The organism is Mucilaginibacter sp. UR6-1, from assembly GCF_020880975.1.
In the GTDB taxonomy this organism is placed as follows: domain Bacteria; phylum Bacteroidota; class Bacteroidia; order Sphingobacteriales; family Sphingobacteriaceae; genus Mucilaginibacter.
Window position 1 is genome coordinate 927,251 of the sequence record NZ_JAJIWP010000002.1, and the last position, 23,260, is coordinate 950,510.

The 23,260-nt window shown below is 44.5% G+C and carries 21 protein-coding genes; 13 read left to right on the top strand and 8 right to left on the bottom strand.

The window, feature by feature from the left end; genetic code table 11:
* Positions 1-122: 122 nt before the first annotated feature.
* Positions 123-614 carry a DinB family protein gene (locus LJ707_RS09420; RefSeq protein ID WP_228950557.1) on the bottom strand — a complete coding sequence of 164 codons (492 nt, stop codon included), beginning with the start codon at positions 612-614 and terminating at the stop codon, positions 123-125.
* Positions 615-707: 93 nt separating this feature from the next.
* Positions 708-1,520: an AraC family transcriptional regulator gene (locus tag LJ707_RS09425; protein ID WP_228950558.1), complete on the bottom strand. Its 813-nt coding sequence runs from the start codon at positions 1,518-1,520 to the stop codon at positions 708-710.
* A gap of 351 nt (positions 1,521-1,871) precedes the next feature.
* Here LJ707_RS09425 and LJ707_RS09430 point away from each other — a divergent pair, with 351 nt between their 5' ends.
* Complete coding sequence (locus LJ707_RS09430; RefSeq protein ID WP_228950559.1) at positions 1,872-2,765, top strand: AraC family transcriptional regulator; 894 nt, start codon at positions 1,872-1,874, stop codon at positions 2,763-2,765.
* Between the two features lie 288 nt (positions 2,766-3,053).
* Here LJ707_RS09430 and LJ707_RS09435 read toward each other — a convergent pair whose 3' ends face one another.
* Positions 3,054-3,881: an SDR family oxidoreductase gene (locus LJ707_RS09435; protein ID WP_228950560.1), complete on the bottom strand. Its 828-nt coding sequence runs from the start codon at positions 3,879-3,881 to the stop codon at positions 3,054-3,056.
* Positions 3,882-3,977: 96 nt separating this feature from the next.
* Positions 3,978-4,868 (bottom strand): AraC family transcriptional regulator, encoded by an 891-nt coding sequence (locus LJ707_RS09440; RefSeq protein WP_228950561.1) that lies wholly within the window; start codon positions 4,866-4,868, stop codon positions 3,978-3,980.
* Between the two features lie 89 nt (positions 4,869-4,957).
* On the opposite strand from LJ707_RS09440, the gene LJ707_RS09445 reads away from it, so the two are divergent.
* From LJ707_RS09445 to LJ707_RS09455, 3 genes are read left to right on the top strand one after another with little or no spacing between them, the layout of a single operon-like run.
* Positions 4,958-5,353: a nuclear transport factor 2 family protein gene (locus LJ707_RS09445; RefSeq protein ID WP_228950562.1), complete on the top strand. Its 396-nt coding sequence runs from the start codon at positions 4,958-4,960 to the stop codon at positions 5,351-5,353.
* A gap of 10 nt (positions 5,354-5,363) precedes the next feature.
* The gene (locus LJ707_RS09450; RefSeq protein ID WP_228950563.1) at positions 5,364-5,714 is read left to right on the top strand and encodes a DUF1330 domain-containing protein; all 351 of its coding nucleotides are present in this window, start codon (positions 5,364-5,366) and stop codon (positions 5,712-5,714) included.
* A gap of 17 nt (positions 5,715-5,731) precedes the next feature.
* On the top strand, positions 5,732-6,307 hold the full coding sequence (locus tag LJ707_RS09455; RefSeq protein ID WP_228950564.1) for a Crp/Fnr family transcriptional regulator: 576 nt from the start codon (positions 5,732-5,734) through the stop codon (positions 6,305-6,307).
* A 269-nt stretch (positions 6,308-6,576) separates the two neighbouring features.
* Here the strand turns inward: LJ707_RS09455 and LJ707_RS09460 are convergent, their stop codons facing one another.
* Together LJ707_RS09460 and LJ707_RS09465 are read right to left on the bottom strand one after the other, a co-directional pair.
* A complete protein-coding gene (locus tag LJ707_RS09460; RefSeq protein WP_228950565.1) occupies positions 6,577-7,371 on the bottom strand; it encodes an SDR family oxidoreductase in 795 nt (264 codons plus the stop codon).
* A 97-nt stretch (positions 7,372-7,468) separates the two neighbouring features.
* Entirely contained in the window at positions 7,469-8,047 is a 579-nt protein-coding gene (locus LJ707_RS09465; protein WP_228950566.1) for a TetR/AcrR family transcriptional regulator, read from the bottom strand.
* A gap of 363 nt (positions 8,048-8,410) precedes the next feature.
* On the opposite strand from LJ707_RS09465, the gene LJ707_RS09470 reads away from it, so the two are divergent.
* The 6 genes from LJ707_RS09470 (at position 8,411) to LJ707_RS09495 (ending at position 17,343) form a co-directional block, all read left to right on the top strand.
* Positions 8,411-9,775 carry an FGGY-family carbohydrate kinase gene (locus LJ707_RS09470; protein ID WP_255678827.1) on the top strand — a complete coding sequence of 455 codons (1,365 nt, stop codon included), beginning with the start codon at positions 8,411-8,413 and terminating at the stop codon, positions 9,773-9,775.
* A gap of 107 nt (positions 9,776-9,882) precedes the next feature.
* Entirely contained in the window at positions 9,883-10,962 is a 1,080-nt protein-coding gene (gene rhaT, locus LJ707_RS09475) for an L-rhamnose/proton symporter RhaT (protein WP_228950567.1), read from the top strand.
* A gap of 23 nt (positions 10,963-10,985) precedes the next feature.
* Positions 10,986-13,106: a bifunctional aldolase/short-chain dehydrogenase gene (locus LJ707_RS09480; protein ID WP_228950568.1), complete on the top strand. Its 2,121-nt coding sequence runs from the start codon at positions 10,986-10,988 to the stop codon at positions 13,104-13,106.
* A 64-nt stretch (positions 13,107-13,170) separates the two neighbouring features.
* Positions 13,171-14,445, top strand: a complete 1,275-nt coding sequence (locus tag LJ707_RS09485; protein ID WP_228950569.1) for a sugar isomerase — start codon at positions 13,171-13,173, stop codon at positions 14,443-14,445.
* A 41-nt stretch (positions 14,446-14,486) separates the two neighbouring features.
* A complete protein-coding gene (locus tag LJ707_RS09490) occupies positions 14,487-16,238 on the top strand; it encodes an alpha-L-rhamnosidase (RefSeq protein WP_228950570.1) in 1,752 nt (583 codons plus the stop codon).
* A 76-nt stretch (positions 16,239-16,314) separates the two neighbouring features.
* Positions 16,315-17,343, top strand: coding sequence for a GntR family transcriptional regulator (locus LJ707_RS09495; RefSeq protein WP_228950571.1), 1,029 nt, complete (start codon positions 16,315-16,317; stop codon positions 17,341-17,343).
* A gap of 15 nt (positions 17,344-17,358) precedes the next feature.
* Here LJ707_RS09495 and LJ707_RS09500 read toward each other — a convergent pair whose 3' ends face one another.
* Together LJ707_RS09500 and cobA are read right to left on the bottom strand one after the other, a co-directional pair.
* The gene (locus LJ707_RS09500; protein ID WP_228950572.1) at positions 17,359-17,712 is read right to left on the bottom strand and encodes a hypothetical protein; all 354 of its coding nucleotides are present in this window, start codon (positions 17,710-17,712) and stop codon (positions 17,359-17,361) included.
* Positions 17,709-18,461 (bottom strand): uroporphyrinogen-III C-methyltransferase, encoded by a 753-nt coding sequence (gene cobA / locus LJ707_RS09505; RefSeq protein WP_228950573.1) that lies wholly within the window; start codon positions 18,459-18,461, stop codon positions 17,709-17,711. The genes LJ707_RS09500 and cobA overlap by 4 nt, the downstream gene beginning before the upstream one ends.
* A gap of 269 nt (positions 18,462-18,730) precedes the next feature.
* On the opposite strand from cobA, the gene nirB reads away from it, so the two are divergent.
* From nirB to LJ707_RS09520, 3 genes are all read left to right on the top strand, one after another.
* Entirely contained in the window at positions 18,731-21,217 is a 2,487-nt protein-coding gene (gene nirB / locus LJ707_RS09510) for a nitrite reductase large subunit NirB (RefSeq protein ID WP_228950574.1), read from the top strand.
* 31 nt (positions 21,218-21,248) lie between these two features.
* Complete coding sequence (nirD, locus tag LJ707_RS09515; protein ID WP_228950575.1) at positions 21,249-21,599, top strand: nitrite reductase small subunit NirD; 351 nt, start codon at positions 21,249-21,251, stop codon at positions 21,597-21,599.
* 117 nt (positions 21,600-21,716) lie between these two features.
* Positions 21,717-23,255 (top strand): alginate export family protein, encoded by a 1,539-nt coding sequence (locus tag LJ707_RS09520; RefSeq protein WP_228950576.1) that lies wholly within the window; start codon positions 21,717-21,719, stop codon positions 23,253-23,255.
* Positions 23,256-23,260: the final 5 nt, after the last annotated feature.

Consider the following 23,260-nt stretch of genomic DNA (forward strand, 5'->3'; position numbering starts at 1 on the left):
CAATATAATAATCAGTTAGCGCTATTGTTTGTTTGTATGCAGCTTACATTAATGGTGGGGAATATTCATATTACAGGAGAAATCAAAACCGGTTATTTAATGTAAGCTGAACTGATAATGCCTTACATTGTAAGATAATAGGTCGCCAGATCTGTGTTTGTAAGATCAGTGAAGCCCGATGAACGCAATAAGGTAACCAGTTGCCCGCGATGGTAAGTGGAGTGGTTGATAATGTGGGAGAAGGTTTGCCAAAACGCCATCTGCCCTTCGCCGCCACGCGGATAAACAAAGGTTACCTGGTGCTCCAATTCATCTTCCGGGTAATTTTCAAGGTGAGTTTTAATATCTTTTGAAGCCTTTTGCCATATCTCTATCAACTCATCTTTTGTGCCGTTAAATCCTGCTGACAGGTATACAGGTGCAGCAACCTTTGTCCAAAAGTCAACCCATATCTTTTCTGCACTGGCAATATGGATAGCCGTTTCCCTGATACTGGCGAAACTGCTGGTGGTTTTTTGTTCCCACTGCTCCTCATCAATTAGTTTTAACCAGCTTATCGCTCTGTTGTTCGCCCAGATATTGTATTCAGCTAACTTTAAAAAATATGCTTTCATGTCTTGTCCTTTTATGTTTTTTAAACAGTTTAAAGGTAGACCGGGTGCTCTGAACAACTGATCGCTTTCCGTTCAGAAAGTATCGCCGAACGTTCAATTTAAAAGTTGGTATTGCTTGGGAGTGATACCGTGTATCTTTTTAAAAGACTGGATAAAACCGGACAGGTTTTCGTAACCCAGTTCATAGTAGATCTCGCTGGCCTGGTGTTTTCCATTCTTCAGCAGGTCAGCGGCTTTCTGCATTCGCTTTTCAAGCAGCCATTTATTGGGCGAAGTGTTGTAGATGCCGGCAAAGCGCCGTTTAAAGGTAGATACGCTGATGTGACAAAGAAACGCTAATTGCTCTACGGTAACAGCGTTGTCAATATTAGCAGTAACAATTTCACGGATCAGCAGATCATTATTAGCTTGATAGCTGGAAGTGCGCAGTTGCTGAATAGTTTCGGGATAATGCGCGCTTAGATAAAGCAGTAATTCCTCCAGTTTTACTTTTTGCAGGTCTTCAGAAATGGGTTTGCCCGAATCCAGCAGAAAACCGAGCGAGTTTATGAAGTTAGTCAGAAAAGCGTCCTTATTAAATACCAGGAATGGTTCATTTTGCCCTTTTTTTGTTGAAACGGAAGCAACTATATGATGACGGCTAAAAAAATCTGACAGCAGCTCATTGTCAAAAAACAAAAGCATACTCCTGTATCTACCGCCTGCTGCGGCTATCTTCTCGCTCATCAGGCAATTACCGCATGAAAGCAGGTAAAATTGATCGGGCTTTATGTGCGCACCATTCCCCGCATATTTAATGCCTTTTTCACCTTCGAGCAAAAAACTGAAAAGGTTTTGTTGTAAAGTGATCTGTGAGTTTTTGCTGCTTTTATCTGAATCATACCGAATGATCGATACTTTATTCATATTCATAAAATCGGGGATGTGTTGATCCGTAGCTAATTTAGGATCTTTTTTAAAAATTGAATGGTGGCGGCAGACTATCAAAGACTTTTATTACAAATCATATTTCCTTTCAAGGGGTAATGGTCGCCTCGTTTTTCTAACCTGAACTGCAAATATGTGCGGTTAAAATTTCTTCAATTAAAACACTTAATATTCTTAACTGTTCTAAAACGGACTTCTTAAAAGATAATAACTAAAATTTTAAAGAAGCGAAATTGAAAAGGCTTTGGGGGGATGTGTATGTATTGTAAACACACATAGTAGGTTGCTCCGGCTTGGACATCCTATTAAAATCATAATAAAAAGATAACTATGGAAGTTTTAGCCGAACCTATCAAGCAGGATGGATGGATGCCCACCTACGATCAAAGAGCAATGGGGCAGTTCAACGTTTTCCCTATTAACCAGACACCGGGCAGTTTTGTAAACTGCAAGCCCTACAACAGAAAAGGGTTTTACAAGGTGAGTTTACTTAACGGAAATACCCGTTTGTATTACGCTGATAAAGATCTGGAGATAAACAGGAGCGCTTTATTGTTTTCAAACCCTTTTGTGCCTTATTCCTGGGAACATGTGGGTAAAGAGCAATCAGGGTATTATTGTGTATTTACAGAGGCTTTTTTTGATGATCACCACCAGATCAGGGAATATCCTGTATTTCAGCCCGGCAATAATACTTTGTTTGAATTATCAGTTTCTGAAACTAACGAAGTAAGCCTGATCTTCCAAAGAATGTTAGAGGAACTGGAAACAGATTTCGCCTACAGGAGCAACGTGCTCCGCAACCTGATATTAGAACTGGTTTACAAAGCATTAAAAATGCAGCCGTCGGCAAGCCAGCCATACCCGGAATCAAACGGCGCCATCCGGGTAACTTCTTTGTTCACTGAATTACTGGAGAGGCAATTCCCGATAGAATCACGTAGTCAGAGGATGCGTTTAAAATTCCCGGCAGCATATGCGGATCATTTATCTGTGCATATCAATCACCTTAACAGATCCGTGAAGAAGGTAACCGGTAAAACAACTTCACAAATGATCGCAGCCAGGGTAATGCAGGAAGCACGGATTTTGTTGCAACATACCGATTGGAACATATCAGAGATAAGTTGGTGCCTCGGCTTCGAAGAGCTTCCACATTTTATCAATTTTTTTAAGAAGAATGAGGAATTAACGCCCAAACATTTTCGGAGCAAGCACTGCTAATTACGCTCAAATATCATTCTGAAAGTAGCTGTTGGTTATTGTGCCAACTTAGCGGGCTTTGCGAGGTAAATGGCTATACGCCCAAACATTGTGTTCATTAACGATGCTATCGCCGGGCCTCACTATTTTAATCCTGATGTTATTCAGAGTAAAACAACCACCTCATTTTATTTTTGAGGTAGTTGTTTTATATCGGATATTTTATAACTAAAATTCCGTTGGCTTGGCTTCAGCTTTAAATACTGTGTTTATTTTTATATTAGCCTGTAAGTAAAAAACACGCTACGCCTAATCATTTTTTTCGCTTGCTAAGGCAAGTTCTTTCTGTGCATCCAGAGCTTCAAGGCGGGATACTAATGCCGCCCGCATGTCACGATAGGCATCGCCTCCGAGGGCTAAGCGTAATGGGGCAGGAGATATTTCAACGCTGTCGATCATCGCTTGTACCGATTTGTCTACGTCGCCTTTTATCGGGAATGTTCCAGCCGCAACGGCTCGTCTTACTTCACCGGCCGGCGTATTCTCATAGGCTTCCATAACTGGCGCTGTCGTCATGCCCGAACCAAAGGAGGTTTGATGTGCTCCCGGTTCAACAATGGTTACGCCAATGTTCAATGGTGCAAGTTCTTTGGCAATGGTATCGCAAAATCCTTCAACCGCCCATTTGGTGGTATGATAATAGCTAAAGTTAGGATAAGTGGTTTGCCCGCCTGCTGATGAAAGTTGCAGAATGCGGCCATGCCCCTGCTCTCTGAAATGCGGCAGTGCGGCGCGGATAACCTGTATAGAACCGATAATATTGGTGTTGATCTGGTGGATGATCTGTTCGTCGCTGGCTTCTTCTGCCGAGCAGAATAAGGCATAGCCGGCATTATTAACCACTACGTCTATTTGTCCGAGATCTGCGAATGCCTGATCGACTACCGCTTTAATAGCAGCAGTGTCGGTTACATCCAGTACAGCTACCCGCAAACTTTTAGGATAGTTTTCTTTTAACTCATTCAAGGCATCAGCTTTACGAACGGTAGCCACAACGCGGTCGCCTTTTGCCAGCAGTTTTTCAGTAAGTACTTTACCCAAACCGGTAGATGTTCCGGTTATTAACCATGTTTTCATTTTGTGTAGTTTTTTAATTTTACTGACACAAAAATAGGTGCTGCAATCACCTGACCGTTAACCACGTACAAACAAATACCGACCCTAATCAAACAGCTATCGCAATGATGATGGAGCCTGACCTGAATAAGCCCGGAATGCCCTGGCAAAATGTGTAGGCTCTTCAAACCCCAGGCTGTTACTGATCTGGCTTACGGTCCAGTTGGAGTGTACCAGTAAGGCGCGCGCCTCCAGCATCAGCCTTTCGTTGATAAGTTGTGTGGTGGTCATCCCGGTTGTTTCTTTAAGTGCCCGGTTTAGGGAGTTGGTATGTACAGCCAGTTTTTCGGCAAAGTGCTGCGGTGTACGTAAGTTGATTTGCTGGTATGGGTAAGCCAGCGGAAATTGCCCGGCCAGTAAAGTTTTAAAGGAGTTAGCCAGGCGTGTTGATGCCGCTGAGCTTTTATTTTCGGGCTCCGGTTGCAGCTTTAACGCGCCATGGATGCACTCTAATACGTAGAGAAACAATAAGTCATATTTATGGGCATAGGTGGAAATTTGCTCCTGAAGCATTTTTTGGAACAGGCCGGTAAAAAGTGCTTTATCAAATTTGTTGAGTTTAAATACGGATTGCGCATTGCCGTTAAAAACGGCCCAATCAGCAGGGCGCAGGTGCGTGTGCAGCGGTAAAAAATCTTCTGTGAACATACAGGCATAGCCGCTGCAAATGCCTTCATGCACTTGCCAACGGTACGGCACCTCCCGGTTGGTAAATATCAGCGCCCACTCATCTCCGTTCAACCGGTATTCTGTACCCTGGTAAAAGTATGAGGTGTTGCCGGTAACCAACGAAATTTTGTAGAAGTCTTTACGGCTATAGGATGCTGTCGCGGCCAGGCTTTCTGCCGAAAACTCTTCCAGCCGAACGGCCGCGAAATAACCTGCTGAGGGGTCTTTAGCTTCGGCTATACCGGGTGCGAAAATATGGATAGGCTGCGTATCGATCATGCTCAAATTTAACAGAAAAGTATCACAGAAAATTAGTTTTCCGTATTCAATTCACATTAACTTCCTGATCTGTTAAACTCTTCAACTACATGAACTTTTTTCCGGCACAGGCTCCCGACCTTTGTTATATGGAAAACAACAAAAGCATTGAAAAAACCATCCTCACTTATACAAGTGCGTGGAATGAGACCGAACGGGAAGCGGTTTTGGAAAAGATCAGTAAGTGTTGGGCACCGGGCGGTGCTTATACCGACCACTTAACCGATACCATTACCGGGCCGGAGGCGATCACCGACCTGATCATCAGTTCATACAGGCAAATGGGACCGAGAACGTTTCAGGTACTGGCACAGCCGCAGGTGCATCATCAAAGCGGCCGCTTCCGCTGGCTGGCTGTTCGCCCGGAAGGCTACCCGATTGAGGGTATGGATTATTTTGAATTTGACAGCGAGAACCGCATCACCCGTATTGTAGGCTTTTTTTAAACAATAAATTATGATAAAATTACCGAATATTGAACCGGGCCAAGGGTCTGTGTTAATGCTGAACATGATAAAGTTCAGGGACAAAAAGATATACTTTGAACAGTACATACCCGCCTTTAACCGTGTGGTGCAGCAATTGGGCATTGAAGGTGTCAGCGTAAAGTTGGTAAGTAAGGTTGTAGCTAATATAGTTGCCGGCGAAGATGAGCAGTGGGACGAAATAGTACTGGTAGAATATCCTAATGCTGAAGCCTTTATAACCATAGCGCAAAGCGATGTATATCATGAAATAGCCAACCCCCTTCGTGAGGCCGGTACGGCGGAATTGAAATTGTACATGACGCGTAAAATTGACTTTTAAAAGTTATACTTGCTTATATGTCCGAACTCATCCTCACTAACTTTGCAATGCACATAGCACTTGCTCCTGACGAACAGGAGCAGGTGCTTGCCATGTTGCAGCGTAAAAAAGTTGCCAAACGCAGCATGCTGCTGCGCCCGGGCGAGATAGACCGGCATATTTATTTTGTGGATAAAGGCTGCCTGCGCATATTTCATACCGATAAGGACGGGCAGGAACATAACCTTTGCTTTTACCCCGAAAATTGGTGGGCTTGCGATATAGTAAGCTTTTTTAAAACAAAACCAGCCACCAACTCCATACAGGCATTGGAAGATACCGAAGTGTGTTACTTTACCTTGCCTGCGCTCGAACGATTGTTTACCGAGGTGCCCAGGTTTGAGCGCTTTTTTCGCATTCTCACACAAAATGGGTTTGATATGTTTCAGCGGCGGGTAACGTCAAATCTTTCAAAAACCGCTGAGCAGCGTTACCGCGAATTCCGAAGGCATTATCCCGGCCTCGAACAGCGTATTTCTCAAAAGCATATTGCCAGCTACCTGGGCATAACGGCAGCATTTCTCAGCATGATGCGTAAAGAAAGGGATCTGTGATGCGGCGATACTATATACCGTGTATCTTTTAGATTAGTATCTGGCAGAGGTTGATCGCCCTGTTCTTCGGCCTGAACGCGTAGTAGCATATTCACCCAAAGGCTGATATATGGCGGTCGAAGGAATTGCTGTCTGCCACCAGGCTTTACCGTAAGTGAAGTAGCCTATCAGTTAGGTTTTTAGCATCCGTAATTGTTCAGCGGGTAAAGCGTGTAATTGCATAAGCAACACGCCACCCCCAAAATTTGAGGTGGCGTGTTTTGTGAATATTATACTACAGGTAATGAGCCACCGTCAATTGCGTAATTGGTACCTGTAAGGTAAGCAGCTCCCGGCGATACCAGGAAGTGTACCAGCGAGGCTACCTCATCAGGTTCGGCCATTCTGCCCATTGGTATGCCGCCAATCTGGCTCAATAACTGGCTAAATGCCTCTTCAACAGGTATACCTGCTGAGGTTGCGTAGTCCTGAATAAAGCCCTCCATCAATGGAGTTCTGGTTGCACCCGGCGATACGGTTAACACGCGTACGCCTTTAGTGGCTAATTCGGTTGCAAGGGCTTTGCTGTAGCTGCTTAAAGCCGCTTTTGATACCGCGTATGCCAAATTCAAATTCCATAACGGTTGTTTAGCCGCAACGGATGAGATATGAATAATTACACCACTTTTTTGCGCTATCATTTTAGGCAACAAGGTTCTGTCAAGGCGTATACCTGCCAGTAAATTCAGTTGCAGCTCATCTTCCCAATGCTTGTCGGTTAATGTGCTGTAGCCGCCGCCCGGGGTAGTAAGACCGCCAACGTTATTGATCAGAATGTCAACACCGCCATATTGTTCGCTGATCTGCTGCGCTAAACTTAAAGCATGCTCGGGTTTAGTAAGGTCCGCGGCAATAAAATGATGTTTGTTTTCACCATCGTTGGGTACGTTACGGGCGGTAACAATAACTTTTGCGCCCGCATTAGCTAATCTGTCGGCAATGGACTTACCAATGCCTTTGGTGCCACCTGTTACAAGGGCTGTTTTTCCCTCCAGGTCTTTACTTAAAATTTGTTCGTTGTTCATTTGTATTACGTGTTTATATATTAATTCTGAATTGTTTGTTTCAGAATTGCATATGTTTATTCTGAATTGATTGTTTCAAATAGTGTGTTAAAAAAATCTACTTTGAAATTTGCCTGATAAAATACCTGGCCATCTTTTTTATTTTGATGGGGTCTTTATGCAGTATGTATGATTCATACCAGCCGGCCCATACGCTGATAAAATAATCAGCAAGTAATTCCGGATCTTCCTCATCTGATATTTCACCATTTTCAATAGCTTTTTTTATAAGCTGATGCAAAAACCGGTAGGCATAGTCACTGTCTTCTTTTAAAATATCCTTTACCCGCTTATCATTGGTTGCCACCTCAAAAGCGGCTTTTACGGCCATGCAACTATTCTCTCCGCTAATAATCACATTTACGGCATCGTCAATATATTTTACCAGAATGGAAAATGGCGAATCAGTACCTGCCAAACGTTTGTCCAGATCTCTTTTACGAATTTCGGTATAGTGTTTAACGCATTTCACAAAAAGTTCCTGCTTATCACCAATGGTGTTATACAGGCTGCTGCTGTTAATTTTCATGGCATCGGTAAGGTCGCGCAGAGAAGTGCCTTTATAGCCCTTTTCCCAAAAAACATCCATCGCTTTTTGAATTGCCTCTTCCTCGTTAAACGCTATGTTTCTTGCCATTGTATTATTACGCATCAAACATACTATATTTCTGAAACGTGTGTTTCAAATAAAGGTCATTTTTTAGAGCATTATGTGGTAGGGGTATTTAATACCTTATTAAAAAAAACAGGTTATTAACTACTAACCGGTATCCCAAACGTATTTATTGGTCCGTAAAACCACCTGAACCTTGCCAACCTTGATTGAAAAAATACCGTTCAAGACAGCTAAGGATGGTATTATTGCTATATAACATTAATTTAGGCACTGATTATAACCGCCGCCAACCAATTTCAGCATTCATCAGCAGCCGGATAACTGTTATCCTGATGGATCATATTTAAACCTAAGCGGCCATTAACATAACTACTAATAAAGCAAATGATTGATGCTACGCCTGTGATCGCCATTTTTGATGTTGGAAAAACCAACAAAAAACTGTTTTTATTTGATGAGCATTACGAGATCGTTTATCAAACATCAGTGCAGTTTGCGGAGATCACCGATGAGGATGGCGACAACTGCGAAGACATTAAAGCCCTGCGCCGGTGGATATTTAATTCGCTGAATGAGGTATTGGCATTGAAGCAATATAACATAAAAGCCATCAATTTTTCTGCTTATGGCGCGAGCCTGGTATACCTTGATAATGAAGGCCACGAGCTTACCCAGGTTTACAGTTACCTCAAGCCTTACCCCGGACGCCTGAAACAGAATTTGCATATTACCCATGGCGACGAAAAAATACTTGCCATGCAAACAGCTTCACCGGCATTGGGCAGCCTTAATTCGGGTTGGCAGCTATATCGTTTAAAGTATGGTCAGCCTGGTGTATATGCACAGGTTAGTTCGGCATTGCATTTACCGCAATACCTTAGTTACCTGCTTACAGGTAAGGCTTTTTCGGACATGACAAGTATTGGCTGCCATACCGCTCTATGGGATTTTGATAACAATGATTATCACCACTGGGTAAAGGCCGAAGGGCTGACCGGCAAATTAGCGCCTGTTATGCCAGGCAATAAAACATTCAGTGCTGAAATAAATGGCCGCCATATTCAGGTTGGCATTGGTTTACACGATAGTTCAGCCGCGCTTATACCTTATTTAATAAGCTTTAAAGAACCTTTCCTGTTGCTGTCCACCGGTACCTGGAACATAAGTCTTAACCCGTTTGACCAAACACCATTAACGGCTGATGAACTGGAGCATGACGTACTTAAATACATTCAATATCAGGGCATACCCGTTAAAGCTTCGCGCTTATTTGCCGGGTATGAATTTGAGCAGCAGGTAAAGCGTATCGCCGCTCATTTTGGCCGGGATGAAGCACGATATAAGCATATGGAATTTGATGCCGATGTATCGGCACGGTTAAAAGGAGCTGATACACAAGCACAATTTAGCGACCGTGATTTGGGTGCGTTTGCTACCGATGTTGAAGCGTACCATCAACTGATGATCGATCTGGTAGTTCACCAAAAACGATCAACCGCGATGGTTATGAATGGCACACCGGTAAAGCAAATATTTGTGGATGGCGGCTTTAGTAAAAATCCGGTTTTTATGCAACTGCTTGCTGCCGCTTTTCCTGCGATTGAAGTTTTTGCCGCATCCGTGGCGCAGGCAACGGCCACAGGCGCGGCACTGGCCATACACCAGGCCTGGAACAGTAAGCCCTGGCCAACAGATATGATAGCACTAAAGCATTATCCGGCAAAGGTTGATGTAAAAAACACGGTTTAAGTGCCCCTTGCCAACTATTGGTTAAAAAAGACAGTAGGGGATGGTTCATCATACGGTTATATCTACTTTCGTAATAACCAGTTTATATCATACCAATTTTAAACCACATGCAAGTTATCTTCGGCATTATTTATCACTTCATAGGCGGCTTTGCCTCCGGGAGCTTTTACATTCCCTATAAAAAGGTAAAAGGCTGGGCGTGGGAAAGTTTTTGGATAGTGGGCGGCATTTTTTCGTGGCTTATAGTGCCGCCGGTTGCCGCCTGGTTAACCATCCCCAACTTTAGCGATATAATACAACAAACAAACGGACAGATATTGCTTTTAACCTATTTTTTCGGGTTGCTTTGGGGTATTGGCGGCTTAACTTACGGGCTTGGGGTGCGGTATCTGGGTGTATCATTAGGTAGTACGATCATATTGGGGCTTTGCGCCGTATTCGGCTCGATCATACCATCTGTATACTATAATATTTATCCGCAGGCAGGCAAAACCACCCTTACTGATATGCTGGGCAGCCATTGGGGGCAAATGGTATTACTGGGTATATTAATATGTGTAATTGGTATTGTTATTTGTGGCAGAGCAGGAACACTCAAAGAGCGCGACCTTAGTGCCCGCGGGCAGGTAAACGCCGTTAATAAAGAGTATCGTTTTGGTTTGGGTATACTGGTGGCCATTGTATCGGGCGTATTAAGTGCCTGTTTTAATTTTGGTATCGAGGCCGGTAAAAGCATGGCCGATGTAGCAAACGCGGCATGGCAGGCGCAACATCCGGGGCAGGGTAATTTCCTGTTTTCAAACAATGTTACCTATGTGGTGATACTTTGGGGTGGGCTAACCACTAATTTTATATGGTGCATGATATTAAATGCCCGCAACAAAACTTTTTATAATTACACTGATAGCCGCACGCCATTATTTAAAAATTACCTGTTCTCTGCACTGGCAGGTACCACGTGGTTTCTGCAATTCTTTTTTTATGGCATGGGCGAGAGTAAGCTGGGTAATGGTGCCAGTTCGTGGATATTGCATATGGCATCTATCATACTGATAGCTAATTTATGGGGGCTTATATTAAAAGAATGGAAAGGCGTGAGCAAACCAGCGGTAACAACCCTTATAGCAGGTATACTCACCATTATAATATCGGTGCTGTTTGTGGGATATGGCAATTCATTAAAATAAGTAAATAAAAATAAATATAATATATGTCGTTAAATAACACACAATTTAAACATGTAAGCTATCTGTGGGATGAGGCTGAGGCGGCCAAACTGGCCGGGGATGAGGTAGCCTTATTAATATATCGCTCAAACCTGTTAGGTGCCGATCTGCGGCTTACTAATTATGGCGGCGGCAATACCTCCTGCAAAGTAACAGCTAAAGACCCGTTGACGGGTGCCGATGTGGAGGTGATGTGGGTTAAAGGCTCGGGCGGAGATTTGGGGACATTAAAGAAAAGCGGCCTTGCGGCGTTATATGTTGACAGGTTGCGCAGCCTGAAAAATATTTATCGCGGTGTTGAGTTTGAGGACGAGATGGTTGAACTTTTTAACCATTGCATTTTTGATCTGTCATCAAAAGCCCCTTCAATTGATACACCTTTACATGGCTTTTTGCCTTTTAAACATATTGACCACCTGCACCCGGACGCGGCTATAGCCATAGCTGCAGCAAAGGACGGTAAAAAAATAACCGAAGAACTTTTTGGCGGTACCATTGGCTGGGTGGAATGGAAAAAACCCGGTTTTGAACTGGGCTTACAATTAAAAGCCTGTTTGGATGCTAACCCTGGTATACGGGGTATTATGCTGGGTTCGCACGGTTTATTTACCTGGGGCGATACCGCTTACGACAGCTATATCAATACCCTGGAAGTTATTGAAAAATGTGCCGGATACCTGGAGCAGAACTACGGCAAAAAAGGCCCTGTTTTTGACGGACAAAAAATTGATAGCCTTGATGAGGCGGGTCGCAAAAAGCAAGCGGCTGCCCTGGCACCGGTGCTGCGTGGTTTTTGCTCGTCAAAAACCCGAATGGTTGGCCATTTTACTGATGATGTTCGTGTACTGGAGTTTATCAACTCTAATGACCTGAAACGCCTGGCTCCGTTGGGTACCAGTTGTCCCGATCATTTTTTACGCACCAAGATCAGTCCGCTGGTGCTGGAGCTGGATAAAAATGCTGATCTGAGTGATGTTGAAGCCTTGAAAGTACAGCTTGCCCCGGCTTTTGAGGCTTACCGGCAAATGTATACTGATTACTATAACACCTGTAAGCACAATAACAGTCCGGCAATAAGGGATGCCAACCCGGTAGTTATTCTATACCCGGGCGTGGGTATGTTTACCTTTGCAAAGGATAAGCAAACCGCGCGTGTAGCCGCCGAGTTCTACATCAATGCCATCAACGTGATGAAAGGAGCTGAGGCGATCTCCGAATACACCTCTTTACCACGGCAGGAAGCATTTGATATTGAGTACTGGCTGCTTGAAGAAGCTAAGCTACAACGTATGCCTAAGCCTAAAATACTATCAGGCCGCGTAGCATTGGTAACCGGCAGTGCCGGTGGCATCGGCAAGGCCATCGCCAAAAAGTTTGTAGAGGAAGGCGCCGTAGTAATACTGAATGATATGAATGCCGAACGGCTGGATGGGGCAGCGCAGGAGTTTCAATCAAAGTTTGGCAAGGATGCTTATGCTACCGCTGTGCTGGATGTTACTAATGCGGACCAGATAAAGGCCGCCTTTGATGCCGCTGCCCTGGCATTCGGCGGGGTTGATATTATTGTGAATAATGCGGGCCTCTCCATCTCAAAAACCATTGCCGACCATACCGAAAAGGATTGGGACCTGTTATATGATGTATTGGTAAAAGGCCAGTTTTTTGTAACACAGGCGGCTGTCGCTATCATGAAAAAGCAGGCTATCGGCGGCGATATCATCAACATAGTAAGTAAAAATGCACTGGTAAGCGGCCCAAATAATGCGGGTTATGGCAGTGCCAAGTCAGCACAGTTACATTTAAGCAGACTAAATGCCGCCGAATTGGGTGCCGATAAAATACGGGTGAACGTAGTTAACCCTGACGCGGTTATCAGCGATAGCAATATATGGGCCGGAGGCTGGGCCGAAGGCCGTGCCAAAGCTTACGGCGTTACCGTTGAAGAACTACCGGCTTACTACGCAAAACGTACCTTGCTGAATGAGATCATATTGCCGGATGATATTGCCAATGCCTGCATCGCTATTACCGGCGGGCTGCTCAATAAATCAACCGGAAACGTGATAAATGTTGATGGAGGCGTAGCTGCCGGATTTGTGCGTTAGTAATAAATTATAACAAAGCGGGCAACCAACCGCTTTGTTATCTACCTTAAATTATATTGGCATTATGCAATTAGAGAAGCAATTAATTCAAAACCTGAATAATGATGTGCTTTCGGCACATCAGCGTAAGTTTAATTATATAGCAGGCGAGGTTGCCGGTGCTGAAAAAGTTGTAAAAAAGCTGGAGGCCTTTAACATAGCCATACCCAGTTGGGCGTTGGGCACGGGTGGTACGCGCTTCGGCAGGTTTTCGGGCGGTGGTGAACCACGCAGCCTCGAAGAAAAAATTGAGGACGTAGGCCTGATCCATGCGCTTAACCGCTCAAGTAACAGTATTTCGTTACACATTCCGTGGGATATTCCGGGTAATGCTTCATCCATAAAAAGCCTGGCTTCGCAACTGGGTTTACATTTTGACGCGGTAAACTCCAATACCTTTCAGGATCAGCAAGATCAGGCGTTGAGCTATAAATATGGCTCCCTGCATCATGTGGATAAAGCGGTGCGCAAACAGGCGGTTGACCACAACATCGAAGTAATAAAATATGGCATCGAGCTTGGCTCAAAAGCGCTTTCGGTTTGGCTGGCTGATGGTTCTAATTTTCCCGGTCAGTTGAATTTTCGCGGCGTGTTTCAAAATACATACGAGAGCTTGCATGAAATATATAACGCCTTGCCTGATGATTGGAAGATCTGGATAGAATACAAACCTTACGAGCCCAATTTTTACTCAACTACCATTGGCGATTGGGGTCAATCATATTTATTAGCAAGTAAACTGGGTGCAAAGGCGAGTACCCTGGTTGATCTGGGCCATCATCTGCCCAACACCAATATCGAGCAGATTGTAGCCTTATTATTAATGGAGGGCAAGCTTGCCGGTTTTCATTTTAACGATTCAAAATATGGCGATGATGACCTGACGGTGGGCAGCATCAACCCGTACCAGTTATTCCTGATATTTAATGAGCTGGTTGAGGGCATGGATGCCCGGGGTTTGGATCATGCCACGGGTATCGGCTGGATGATAGATGCCTCACACAACGTAAAAGACCCGGTTGAGGATCTGCTGCAATCAGTAGAAGCCATCAAGATAGCCTACGCACAGGCATTATTGATAGATCAGCATGAACTGAAAGCCGCACAGCAAAATAACGATGTGGCCAAAGCGCAGGATATTTTACAAGCTGCTTATCGTACTGATGTACGCCCGCTTTTAGCCGAAGCTCGTTTACGTTCGGGAGGGGCAGTTGACCCTGTTGCGATATTTCGCAAACTAAATGTTCGTGATCAGTTGATTAAAGAAAGAGGATTGAAAACAGTGGCGACAGGACTGTGATCGACACAAATGTTGTCCATTGTTACTACATTGAGCTTTTTATGAGAATTAAGCTATTGATCCTTTTATATTTTGCTGTTGCAGGTGTTGCGCAGGCTCAAACTTCCCCGGCATTTCAAAAAGGGCTGGCTTATGAGAAGGACGATCGCCAGCGTTATTATTTATCGCCAACCCGTGTGGTTTGGATGACGGACCCTGCTTTGGGATTGATAACCAACAGCGAAAAGCTGCTGAAACAAGGCAGCGGGCAGGCAGATCTGTCAGGCAATGATCTGTGTGTTATGCGTAGCAACAAAGGCAATAAACCCGGTATTTTGCTTGATTTTGGTAAGGAGATCCATGGAGGTATATCCTTGGTTACTGACCAGTTCAGGGGAGGTAAACCTGTACGTATGCGTATCCGTTTTGGTGAGTCGGTAAGCGAGGCCATGTCAGATGTGGATACCGTTAAAGGCGCTACCAATGACCACGCCATGCGCGATATGATCGTGTCGTTGCCATGGTTGGGTAAGTTAGAGGCAGGCGATTCGGGATTCAGGTTCGCGCGGATAGATCTGGTGGATGATGATGTGGAACTGAAGTTAAAAGAAGTACGTGCTATCCTTGTTATCCGTGATATTCCTTACCTGGGCTCATTTAATAGTAGCGATACCCTGCTCAATAAAATATGGATGACCGGGGCTTATACCGTACACCTTAACATGCAAAACTACCTTTGGGACGGCATCAAGCGAGATCGCCTGGTTTGGGTGGGAGATATGCACCCCGAAACATCAACCATAGCGGCAGTGTTTGGCGATAATGAGGTGGTACAAAAAAGCCTTGACCAGGCCCGGGACATTACACCCTGGCCGCAATATATGGCGGGTATGGTATCCTACTCCATGTGGTGGATCATTATTCAGCACGATTGGTATATGCATTCGGGTAATCTCGCTTATCTCAAACAACAAAAAATCTATCTTAATAAATTGCTTGATCAGCTTGTACAAAAAATAGATCCCGACAATAGAGAGGTGCTTGATGGTAGCGGTCGTTTTTTAGACTGGCCATCATCAACCAATCCAAAAGCTATACATGCGGGTTTGCAGGGGATGCTGATCATCACCCTTTTGGATGGTGCTAAACTAAGTGAGATACTCGGCGATCAGGCTACGGCCAATAAATGCCGGGAAGTTGCAGCCCGGCTTAAAAAACACGTGCCTGATGTTAACGGCTCAAAACAAGCAGCGGCCATGATGGCGCTCGCCGGTTTGATGTCTGCCGAAAAGGCCAATGCCATTATTACCACGGATGGCGTGCACAACTACTCTACATTTTACGGTTATTACATGTTGCAGGCAAAAGCTAAAGCTAATGATTACCAGGGCGCATTAAATGATATACGTAATTTTTGGGGGCCAATGCTTCAGCTTGGTGCCACCACCTTTTGGGAGGATTTTAATATCGACTGGATGCCAGGCGCATCACGTATTGATGAACTTGTGCCGCCGGGTAAAAAGGATATTCATGCTGATTACGGCGCTTATTGCTATAAAGGTTTGCGGCATAGCCTGGCCCATGGTTGGGCATCGGGCCCAACGCCCTGGTTAACAGAGCATGTGCTGGGTATAAAAGTAATGGCGCCGGGGTGTAAGGTAATATCGGTTAAGCCACATTTAGGCGACCTTGCCTTTGCGGAGGGCACATTCCCTACGCCTTTGGGTATAGTAAGCGTTAAGCATACTAAAATGGCTAACGGAACAGTTAAATCCGTAATAAAAGCACCGCCCGGCATCAGGATTATAAGGTAAATATCAATCACATTTTATCTACATTAGTAACCGTAAAAACCAATAAGCCTCGCTTTTAGCTGAGTGTGCGTATTAAATGAAGAACTTTCTGAAAATTCTATCTGTTGACGAGTATTCAATTACGCCAAAGTATTTGCAACTGGTTAACAGTGTACTGCTGGCTATAGAAAACGGAAACATTGTTGAAGGCGACGTAATGCCATCTATTAACGACCTGAGTTTCGCGCTTGATATTTCCCGCAATACCATCGAGCGGTTTTATAATGAATTAAAAAAGTCGGGCATTATGCGCACCGTACCCGGAAAAGGCGCTTTTATTCAGAAAACAGATTTCGACAGGCCTTTAAAGTTGCTGCTGCTGTTCAACAAGTTAAGCACCCACAAAAAAATTATATACGATGCCTTTGTAGAAACCATCGGCAAAAGCGCGGTGATAGATTTTTATGTGTACAATAATGATTTTTACCTGTTTAAAAAGATCATTACCGAAAAAGTAAAACTCGATTATGACAAGATCATCATTGTGCCTTATTTTATTGAGAACGATGAGGAATCAATTGATGTGATAAAGCTTATCCCACGAGAAAAACTGGTTATTATGGATAAGCTTGTGCCTCAAATTACCGGTAAATATATTGCCGTATTTGAAGATTTTGAAGGTGACATCTTTAATGCCCTCGTAAAGTTGCTGGATCCGCTAAAAAAATACGATTGCCTGAAAATAGTTTTTCCTTCAGGAACTTATCACTCTAATGGCATTCTGACCGGTTTCAGGCATTTTTGCAACGAGCACTTTTTTGAATACGAGATAGTTAACAGCCTGGCGCATCATGTAATAACTACCAAAACCGCCTATATAACCGTTGTTGAGGATGATCTGGTGCATATGATACAAGCTGCCAGGGCGCAGGGGCTGGAGATTGGGGTGGAAGTGGGCATCATTTCGTATAATGAAACCGCCATAAAGCAGGTTATATTGAACGGCATTACAACAATTTCAACTGATTTTAACCTGTTGGGCTCAAAAACCGCGGAACTTATACTTAAAAAAGATCATAAAAAAATAGCGGTACCATTCAGTATACATCACCGGCCCTCGTTGTAGCTGTATATTATTGCCTTAAACTTGTAACGACTGTGGATTTGGGTAGTTATCGCTTTGGTCTTCTTCCACATTATCCAAGCATTGAAAATCCTTTTCAACCAGCAGATAAAAGTTAGCAGTACGATTCTCAAAGCCTACCTTGTCCGTTGCAAGCCATTCGTTACGCATGTGCAGGGGCATAAATAAGGTGATCTTATTTTGTTTAAAATCAGCCCATAGCTCGTCGGCAGCAGTAGTTCTTAGCGCGTATATTAACTGTGCAGCGCCAAAATCAGTAATTTCTTCCAGGTAACCATCGTGCCCGAAACGTTCAACTTCCGAGCGGGTTAAGCGGTAGCGTATTGAGTTTCCTTTGATACGTATTTTCATGATAATGTATTAAGATTTGTTACCTGCCCGATAATGATTATAGATGGGTAAGTAAGCTGGTTTTCTAAAGCTAATGCCGGCATATCCTTAATAAGGCCTTTAATTGATCGTTGCTGCGGTAAGGATGCATGCTGTATAATAGCGGCAGGGGTATGGCCACGGTTCTCATTAATATAAGTATCGGCAATTACGGGTAGCTGTTTCATCCCCATATATATAGCTACGGTAGCGTTGCTCTGCATGGCCAGCCGCAAGTCGGCAGATAGGGTGCCATCCTTTTTAGTGCCGGTAACTATCCATATACCTTCACTTACCGAACGGTGGGTAAGTGGTATATCCTCCAGTCCGGCGGCCTGCATAGTGGTTATGCCGGGCACAAAGCTGGTTTTAATACCCTGGCTGCGGGCATATAATATTTCTTCAAACCCACGGCCGAAGATGAACGGATCGCCGCCTTTAAGCCTTATTACCTTACCATAGGTAAGGGCATAGTGTTTTATCAATTCGTTTATTTCTTCCTGTGTGGCATATCGTTCATAGGGGCGCTTGCCAACATATACTTTCTCGCATGTGGGTTTAGTTAGCTCGAGCAATTGCTTGTTAGCCAAATTATCATATAGCACCGCGTCAGCCTGTTGTAACAGTTTTTGCCCCTTTACGGTAATCAATTCCGGATCTCCGGGGCCCGCGCCTAATACAATTAGCTCAGGTTCAGGTTTTTTTATTGATAATGGCTCATTATATAACATGTGATTTTGGTATTGTAATTAATGATGTATAAAATTAACCAATTTTGAAGCTTTAAGTATGATTTATTTAATAAAAAATTGATAATTTATGATTTATAAACATGTTAATTATTGTTAATTTAATAAATATTGCAAAAAAGATGTAAATTTTAATAGTTAAATTGTATTATTATTGAGTGTAATGATTATTATTGTTGAAATGATTGGCATTATCGGTCGCAAATTGATGGCTAATCTGGTTTAATTGCTTTAACGAATTAATAAACTGTATGAAATCAGTAGTTGTTGTGGTAGGTAATGGCATGGTTAGCCATAAATTTTGCGAAAAACTTGTAGCAAAATCATCAAATCATCAAATTGTTGTTTTTGGGGAGGAACCACGCAGGGCTTATGATCGTGTTCACCTCAGTGAGTATTTTGCCGGTAAAACCGCCGAAGACCTGTCCATGTCGCAAGCGTCATGGTATGCTGATCATGGTATCGAGCTTTACCTTGGCGACCCGGTTCAGGAGATTAACAGGCAGCAAAAAACAGTACATTCATTAAGCGGGGTTACGGTAAGGTATGATTACCTGGTATTAGCCACCGGTTCGGGCGCTTTTGTGCCCAATATACCCGGAGTAGAAAAGCAGGGTGTGTTTGTTTACCGTACCATTGATGATCTTGACCGGATTAAGGCCTATGCCGCTAATGCCAAAAGCGGCGTGGTAATGGGCGGCGGTTTACTGGGGCTTGAGGCGGCCAAGGCACTTATTGATCTGGGCATTGGGCAAACACATGTAGTTGAGTTTGCACCACGATTGATGCCCCGCCAGGTTGATGCAGGCGGCAGTGCTATGCTACAGGCAAAACTTAACCAGCTTGGGCTGCAAATCCATTTAAATAAAAGTACCTCTTGTATTGAGGGTGCTGAACATATTACCGGTTTACGTTTTAGCGACGATAGCTTGCTCGAAACGGATATGCTGGTGATATCGGCAGGTATCCGTCCGCGCGATGAACTGGCGCGGTTGTCAGGGCTCGATGTAGGCGTTAGGGGCGGTGTAATAGTAAATGCCCGCATGCAAACCAATGATCCGGCTGTATTCGCGATAGGTGAATGTGCGTTAAGTGATGGAATGATTTACGGCCTTGTTGCCCCTGGTTATGATATGGCCGAGGTAGTGGTAGCGCAACTGGCTGGTAACGACAGGGAATTCAACGGGTTTGATATGAGCACCAAGCTTAAACTCATCGGGGTAGATGTGGCCAGTTTTGGCGATGCCTTTATAAGTGAACCCGATTGCCGTACCATCGTGTTTGAAGATACCCACAAGGGCATATATAAGCGTATAAACTTTAGCAACGATGGCAGGCATCTGTTAGGCGGTATATTAATTGGCGATGCCGATGCCTATAATATGCTGCTGCAAACGGTAAACAATAAGCTGGCTTTGCCCCCCGATCCGGAGGATATGATTTTGGGCGCGCGCGGTAGCGCGGCAACCGAGGGCGCGGGTGTAATGAGTTTGCCTGATGATGCGCTGATATGCTCATGTGAGGCTGTAAGCAAAGGCAACATCTGCGGTGCGGTTAATGATGGCGCGCTTACTATTGATGAAGTTAAAAAATGTACCGGGGCAGGCACCGGCTGCGGTGGTTGTATGCCAATGGTGAAGGACCTGATAGCCGGAACCATGAAGGCTAATGGCCAGTACATCAAAAATGTTATATGTGAACACTTTGCCTACTCGCGCCAGGAACTGTATGACCTGGTAAAGATCAACAAACTTAAAAATTACGACCTGATCCTGGATCATTACGGTAAGGGTGATGGTTGCGAGGTTTGCAAGCCACTGGTAGCCAGTATACTATCAAGCCTTTGGAATGACCTGGTTGTTAAGCAGGATACTATTCAGGATAGTAATGACCGTTATCTGGCAAATATTCAAAAAGGTGGTACCTACTCTGTTGTACCCCGTATACCTGGGGGCGAGATTACACCCGAAAAACTGATCGTGATAGGCCTGGTAGCCCAAAAGTATGGGCTGTACACCAAAATAACCGGCGGCCAGCGTATTGATATGTTTGGCGCCCACGTAAGTGATCTGCCCAATATATGGGAGGCGCTTATTGATGCCGGTTTTGAAAGCGGCCACGCTTACGGCAAATCATTACGTACGGTTAAAAGCTGTGTGGGCAGCACCTGGTGCCGGTTTGGTTTGCACGATAGTGTTTCATTCGCTATTGAGATAGAGGAGCGTTACAAGGGCCTCCGTTCTCCGCATAAATTAAAAGGCGGGGTAAGCGGCTGTATCCGCGAATGTGCCGAGGCGCAGGGAAAGGATTTTGGCATCATCGCCACAGAGAAAGGCTGGAACTTATATGTATGCGGCAACGGGGGCTCAAAACCGCAGCACGCGCAACTGATAGCGGCTGATATTGACAGCAAAACCTGCATTCAATACCTCGACCGTTTCCTGATGTTCTACATCAAAACGGCTGACCCGCTAACCCGTACCGCTACCTGGCTCAACAAGCTGGAGGGCGGCATCAGCTACCTTAAAAATGTGGTGGTGAATGATAGCCTGGGCATAGCCGCGCAGTTAGAGGAGGAGATGCAGTTGCTGGTTGATAGCTTTCATTGCGAGTGGAAAGAAGTGGTGAACAACCCGCAGTTGCGCAAACGGTTCACACACTTTGTGAACGCGCCTGAAGAGAAAGATCCGAACGTAAAATTTGAGAGCATGCGTGAGCAGGTAAAAGCAAGCTGGTAACAATTTTTATCACCATAAAGCAAACATTAATATGGAAGTTTTAACAGATTTAGAATGGGTGCTGGCCTGTTATGCCGATGATGTGCCCGAAAATGGCGGGGCATGCATAAAGCACGGTGCCGAGCAGATCGCGATATATAATTTTGCGCGTCGCGGTGAGTGGTATGCTACGCAAAACCTGTGTCCGCACAAGCAGCAAATGGTTTTGTCGCGCGGAATGATAGGCAGTGCAGGCGAGAGCTGCGAGCCAAAGGTGGCCTGCCCGTTCCACAAAAAAACATTTTCGCTTTTGTCCGGCGAGTGCTTGTCGGGTGATGATTATACCATAAAAACCTACCCGGTAAAGGTGGTTGATGGCAGGGTATACATCGGGGTCATTTAAGCGGGATGGGTACAAAAGAATAAATTTACCCCTTATAAAAAGCCCTGCCGGGAGGTCGCATTCCCGGGCAGGGATATCAGTTTTCAATTGCTTTAACAAATTAAAAAACCTTGCCAAATGTACAAAAATGTATGTAAAAAATACAGGTTTGTTGTTATGGGGTTGTGCCTTGGGTTGCTTGCAGGCCGCGCTAACGCGCAGCTTACTTTTAGCGGCCAACTAAGGCCGAGAGCGGAATGGCGTGACGGATTTGGAACCCTTAAACCTAAAAACAACACTGCCGCTGCCTTTATTTCGCAGCGAACGCGCCTTGCGCTTAACTACCGCTCAAACCGGCTCATTTTTCAAACCACCTTGCAGGATGTCAGGCTTTGGGGGCAGGATGCCTCAACCATTACTGTGAATGATGGCAGCCGTTTAAGTTTGCACGAAGCCTGGGCCGAAGTTATCCTGTCCAATAAAAGCGATACTTCTTTTAAGTATTCTCCATTAGATTATTTTGCCATAAAAATAGGCAGGCAGGAGCTGGTGTATGACGATGAACGCTTGCTGGGCAACCTGGATTGGCTGCAGCAGGGCCGCCGCCATGATGCCTTGGTTTTTAAGACATTGCACCGGGGCTGGCAGGCTGATGTTGGTGTAGCCTTTAACCAAAATACCGATGCCGTTAATTATAATGGCACTTATTATACCCCGGCCAACGTACCCGCTACTATAAAAGATAGTAATGGTAACCTTGTGAACACGCCAGCAGGCATTATACCCTTGATAAGTGCTGCCGGTAACAGTGCTAAAAACGGCACTCCGGCAATACTTAATGCGCCCGGTACAAATGGCGCTACCCAAAACTATAAGGCGCTACAATATCTGTATCTATCCAAAAAAATAAATAAGACTAAAATTTCAGCATTGTTTTTAACCGATCAGTTTGGTAAGTACGCGCTTGATTCGGTTAAAAATACGGCCGGGGCCGATGTTGGATATGTATATGGCTACCGGTATAATCAGCCGGGTGTAAATTTGAGGTATACCACAGGCCTGAGTTTAACGCCGGTACTGGGTAATAAAAGCCAATGGGTGTTTAATGGTGCTTATTATTACCAGGGCGGGCATGACAGGAGCGGCATTGATCTGAGTGCTTATATGCTCAATGTTTCGGCCATATATAACCCCGGTAAATGGAGCTATACCGCCGGGTGGGATTACCTGTCGGGCAATGATGCGTTCTCAACATCAACAACCAGCCATAGGTTTGATCCGCTTTATGGTACACCACACAAATTTTGGGGGTTAATGGACTATTTTTACGCCGGCAGCGGCTCGCCCGCTGGTGGATTGAATAATCCGTTCGGCAAAATAAAATATGTGTCATCCGGCAAAAAATTTAGTGCCGAACTGGCCAATCACTATTTTTTGTTAGCCAATAATCAAAAGGATAATACCGGAGCCGCGGTGAGCAAATACCTGGGTACCGAGTTTGATGTTACCACCGCTTACCGATTGAATAAATTTACACAGGCAACATTAGGTATATCATACATGGCTGCAACACATAGTATGGAGTATGCCAAAAATATAGCACCGGGCACTGCCGATATGCACCCGGTATGGGCATACCTGCAATTAAATATTACACCTGAGTTCCTGATCAAATAATTAAC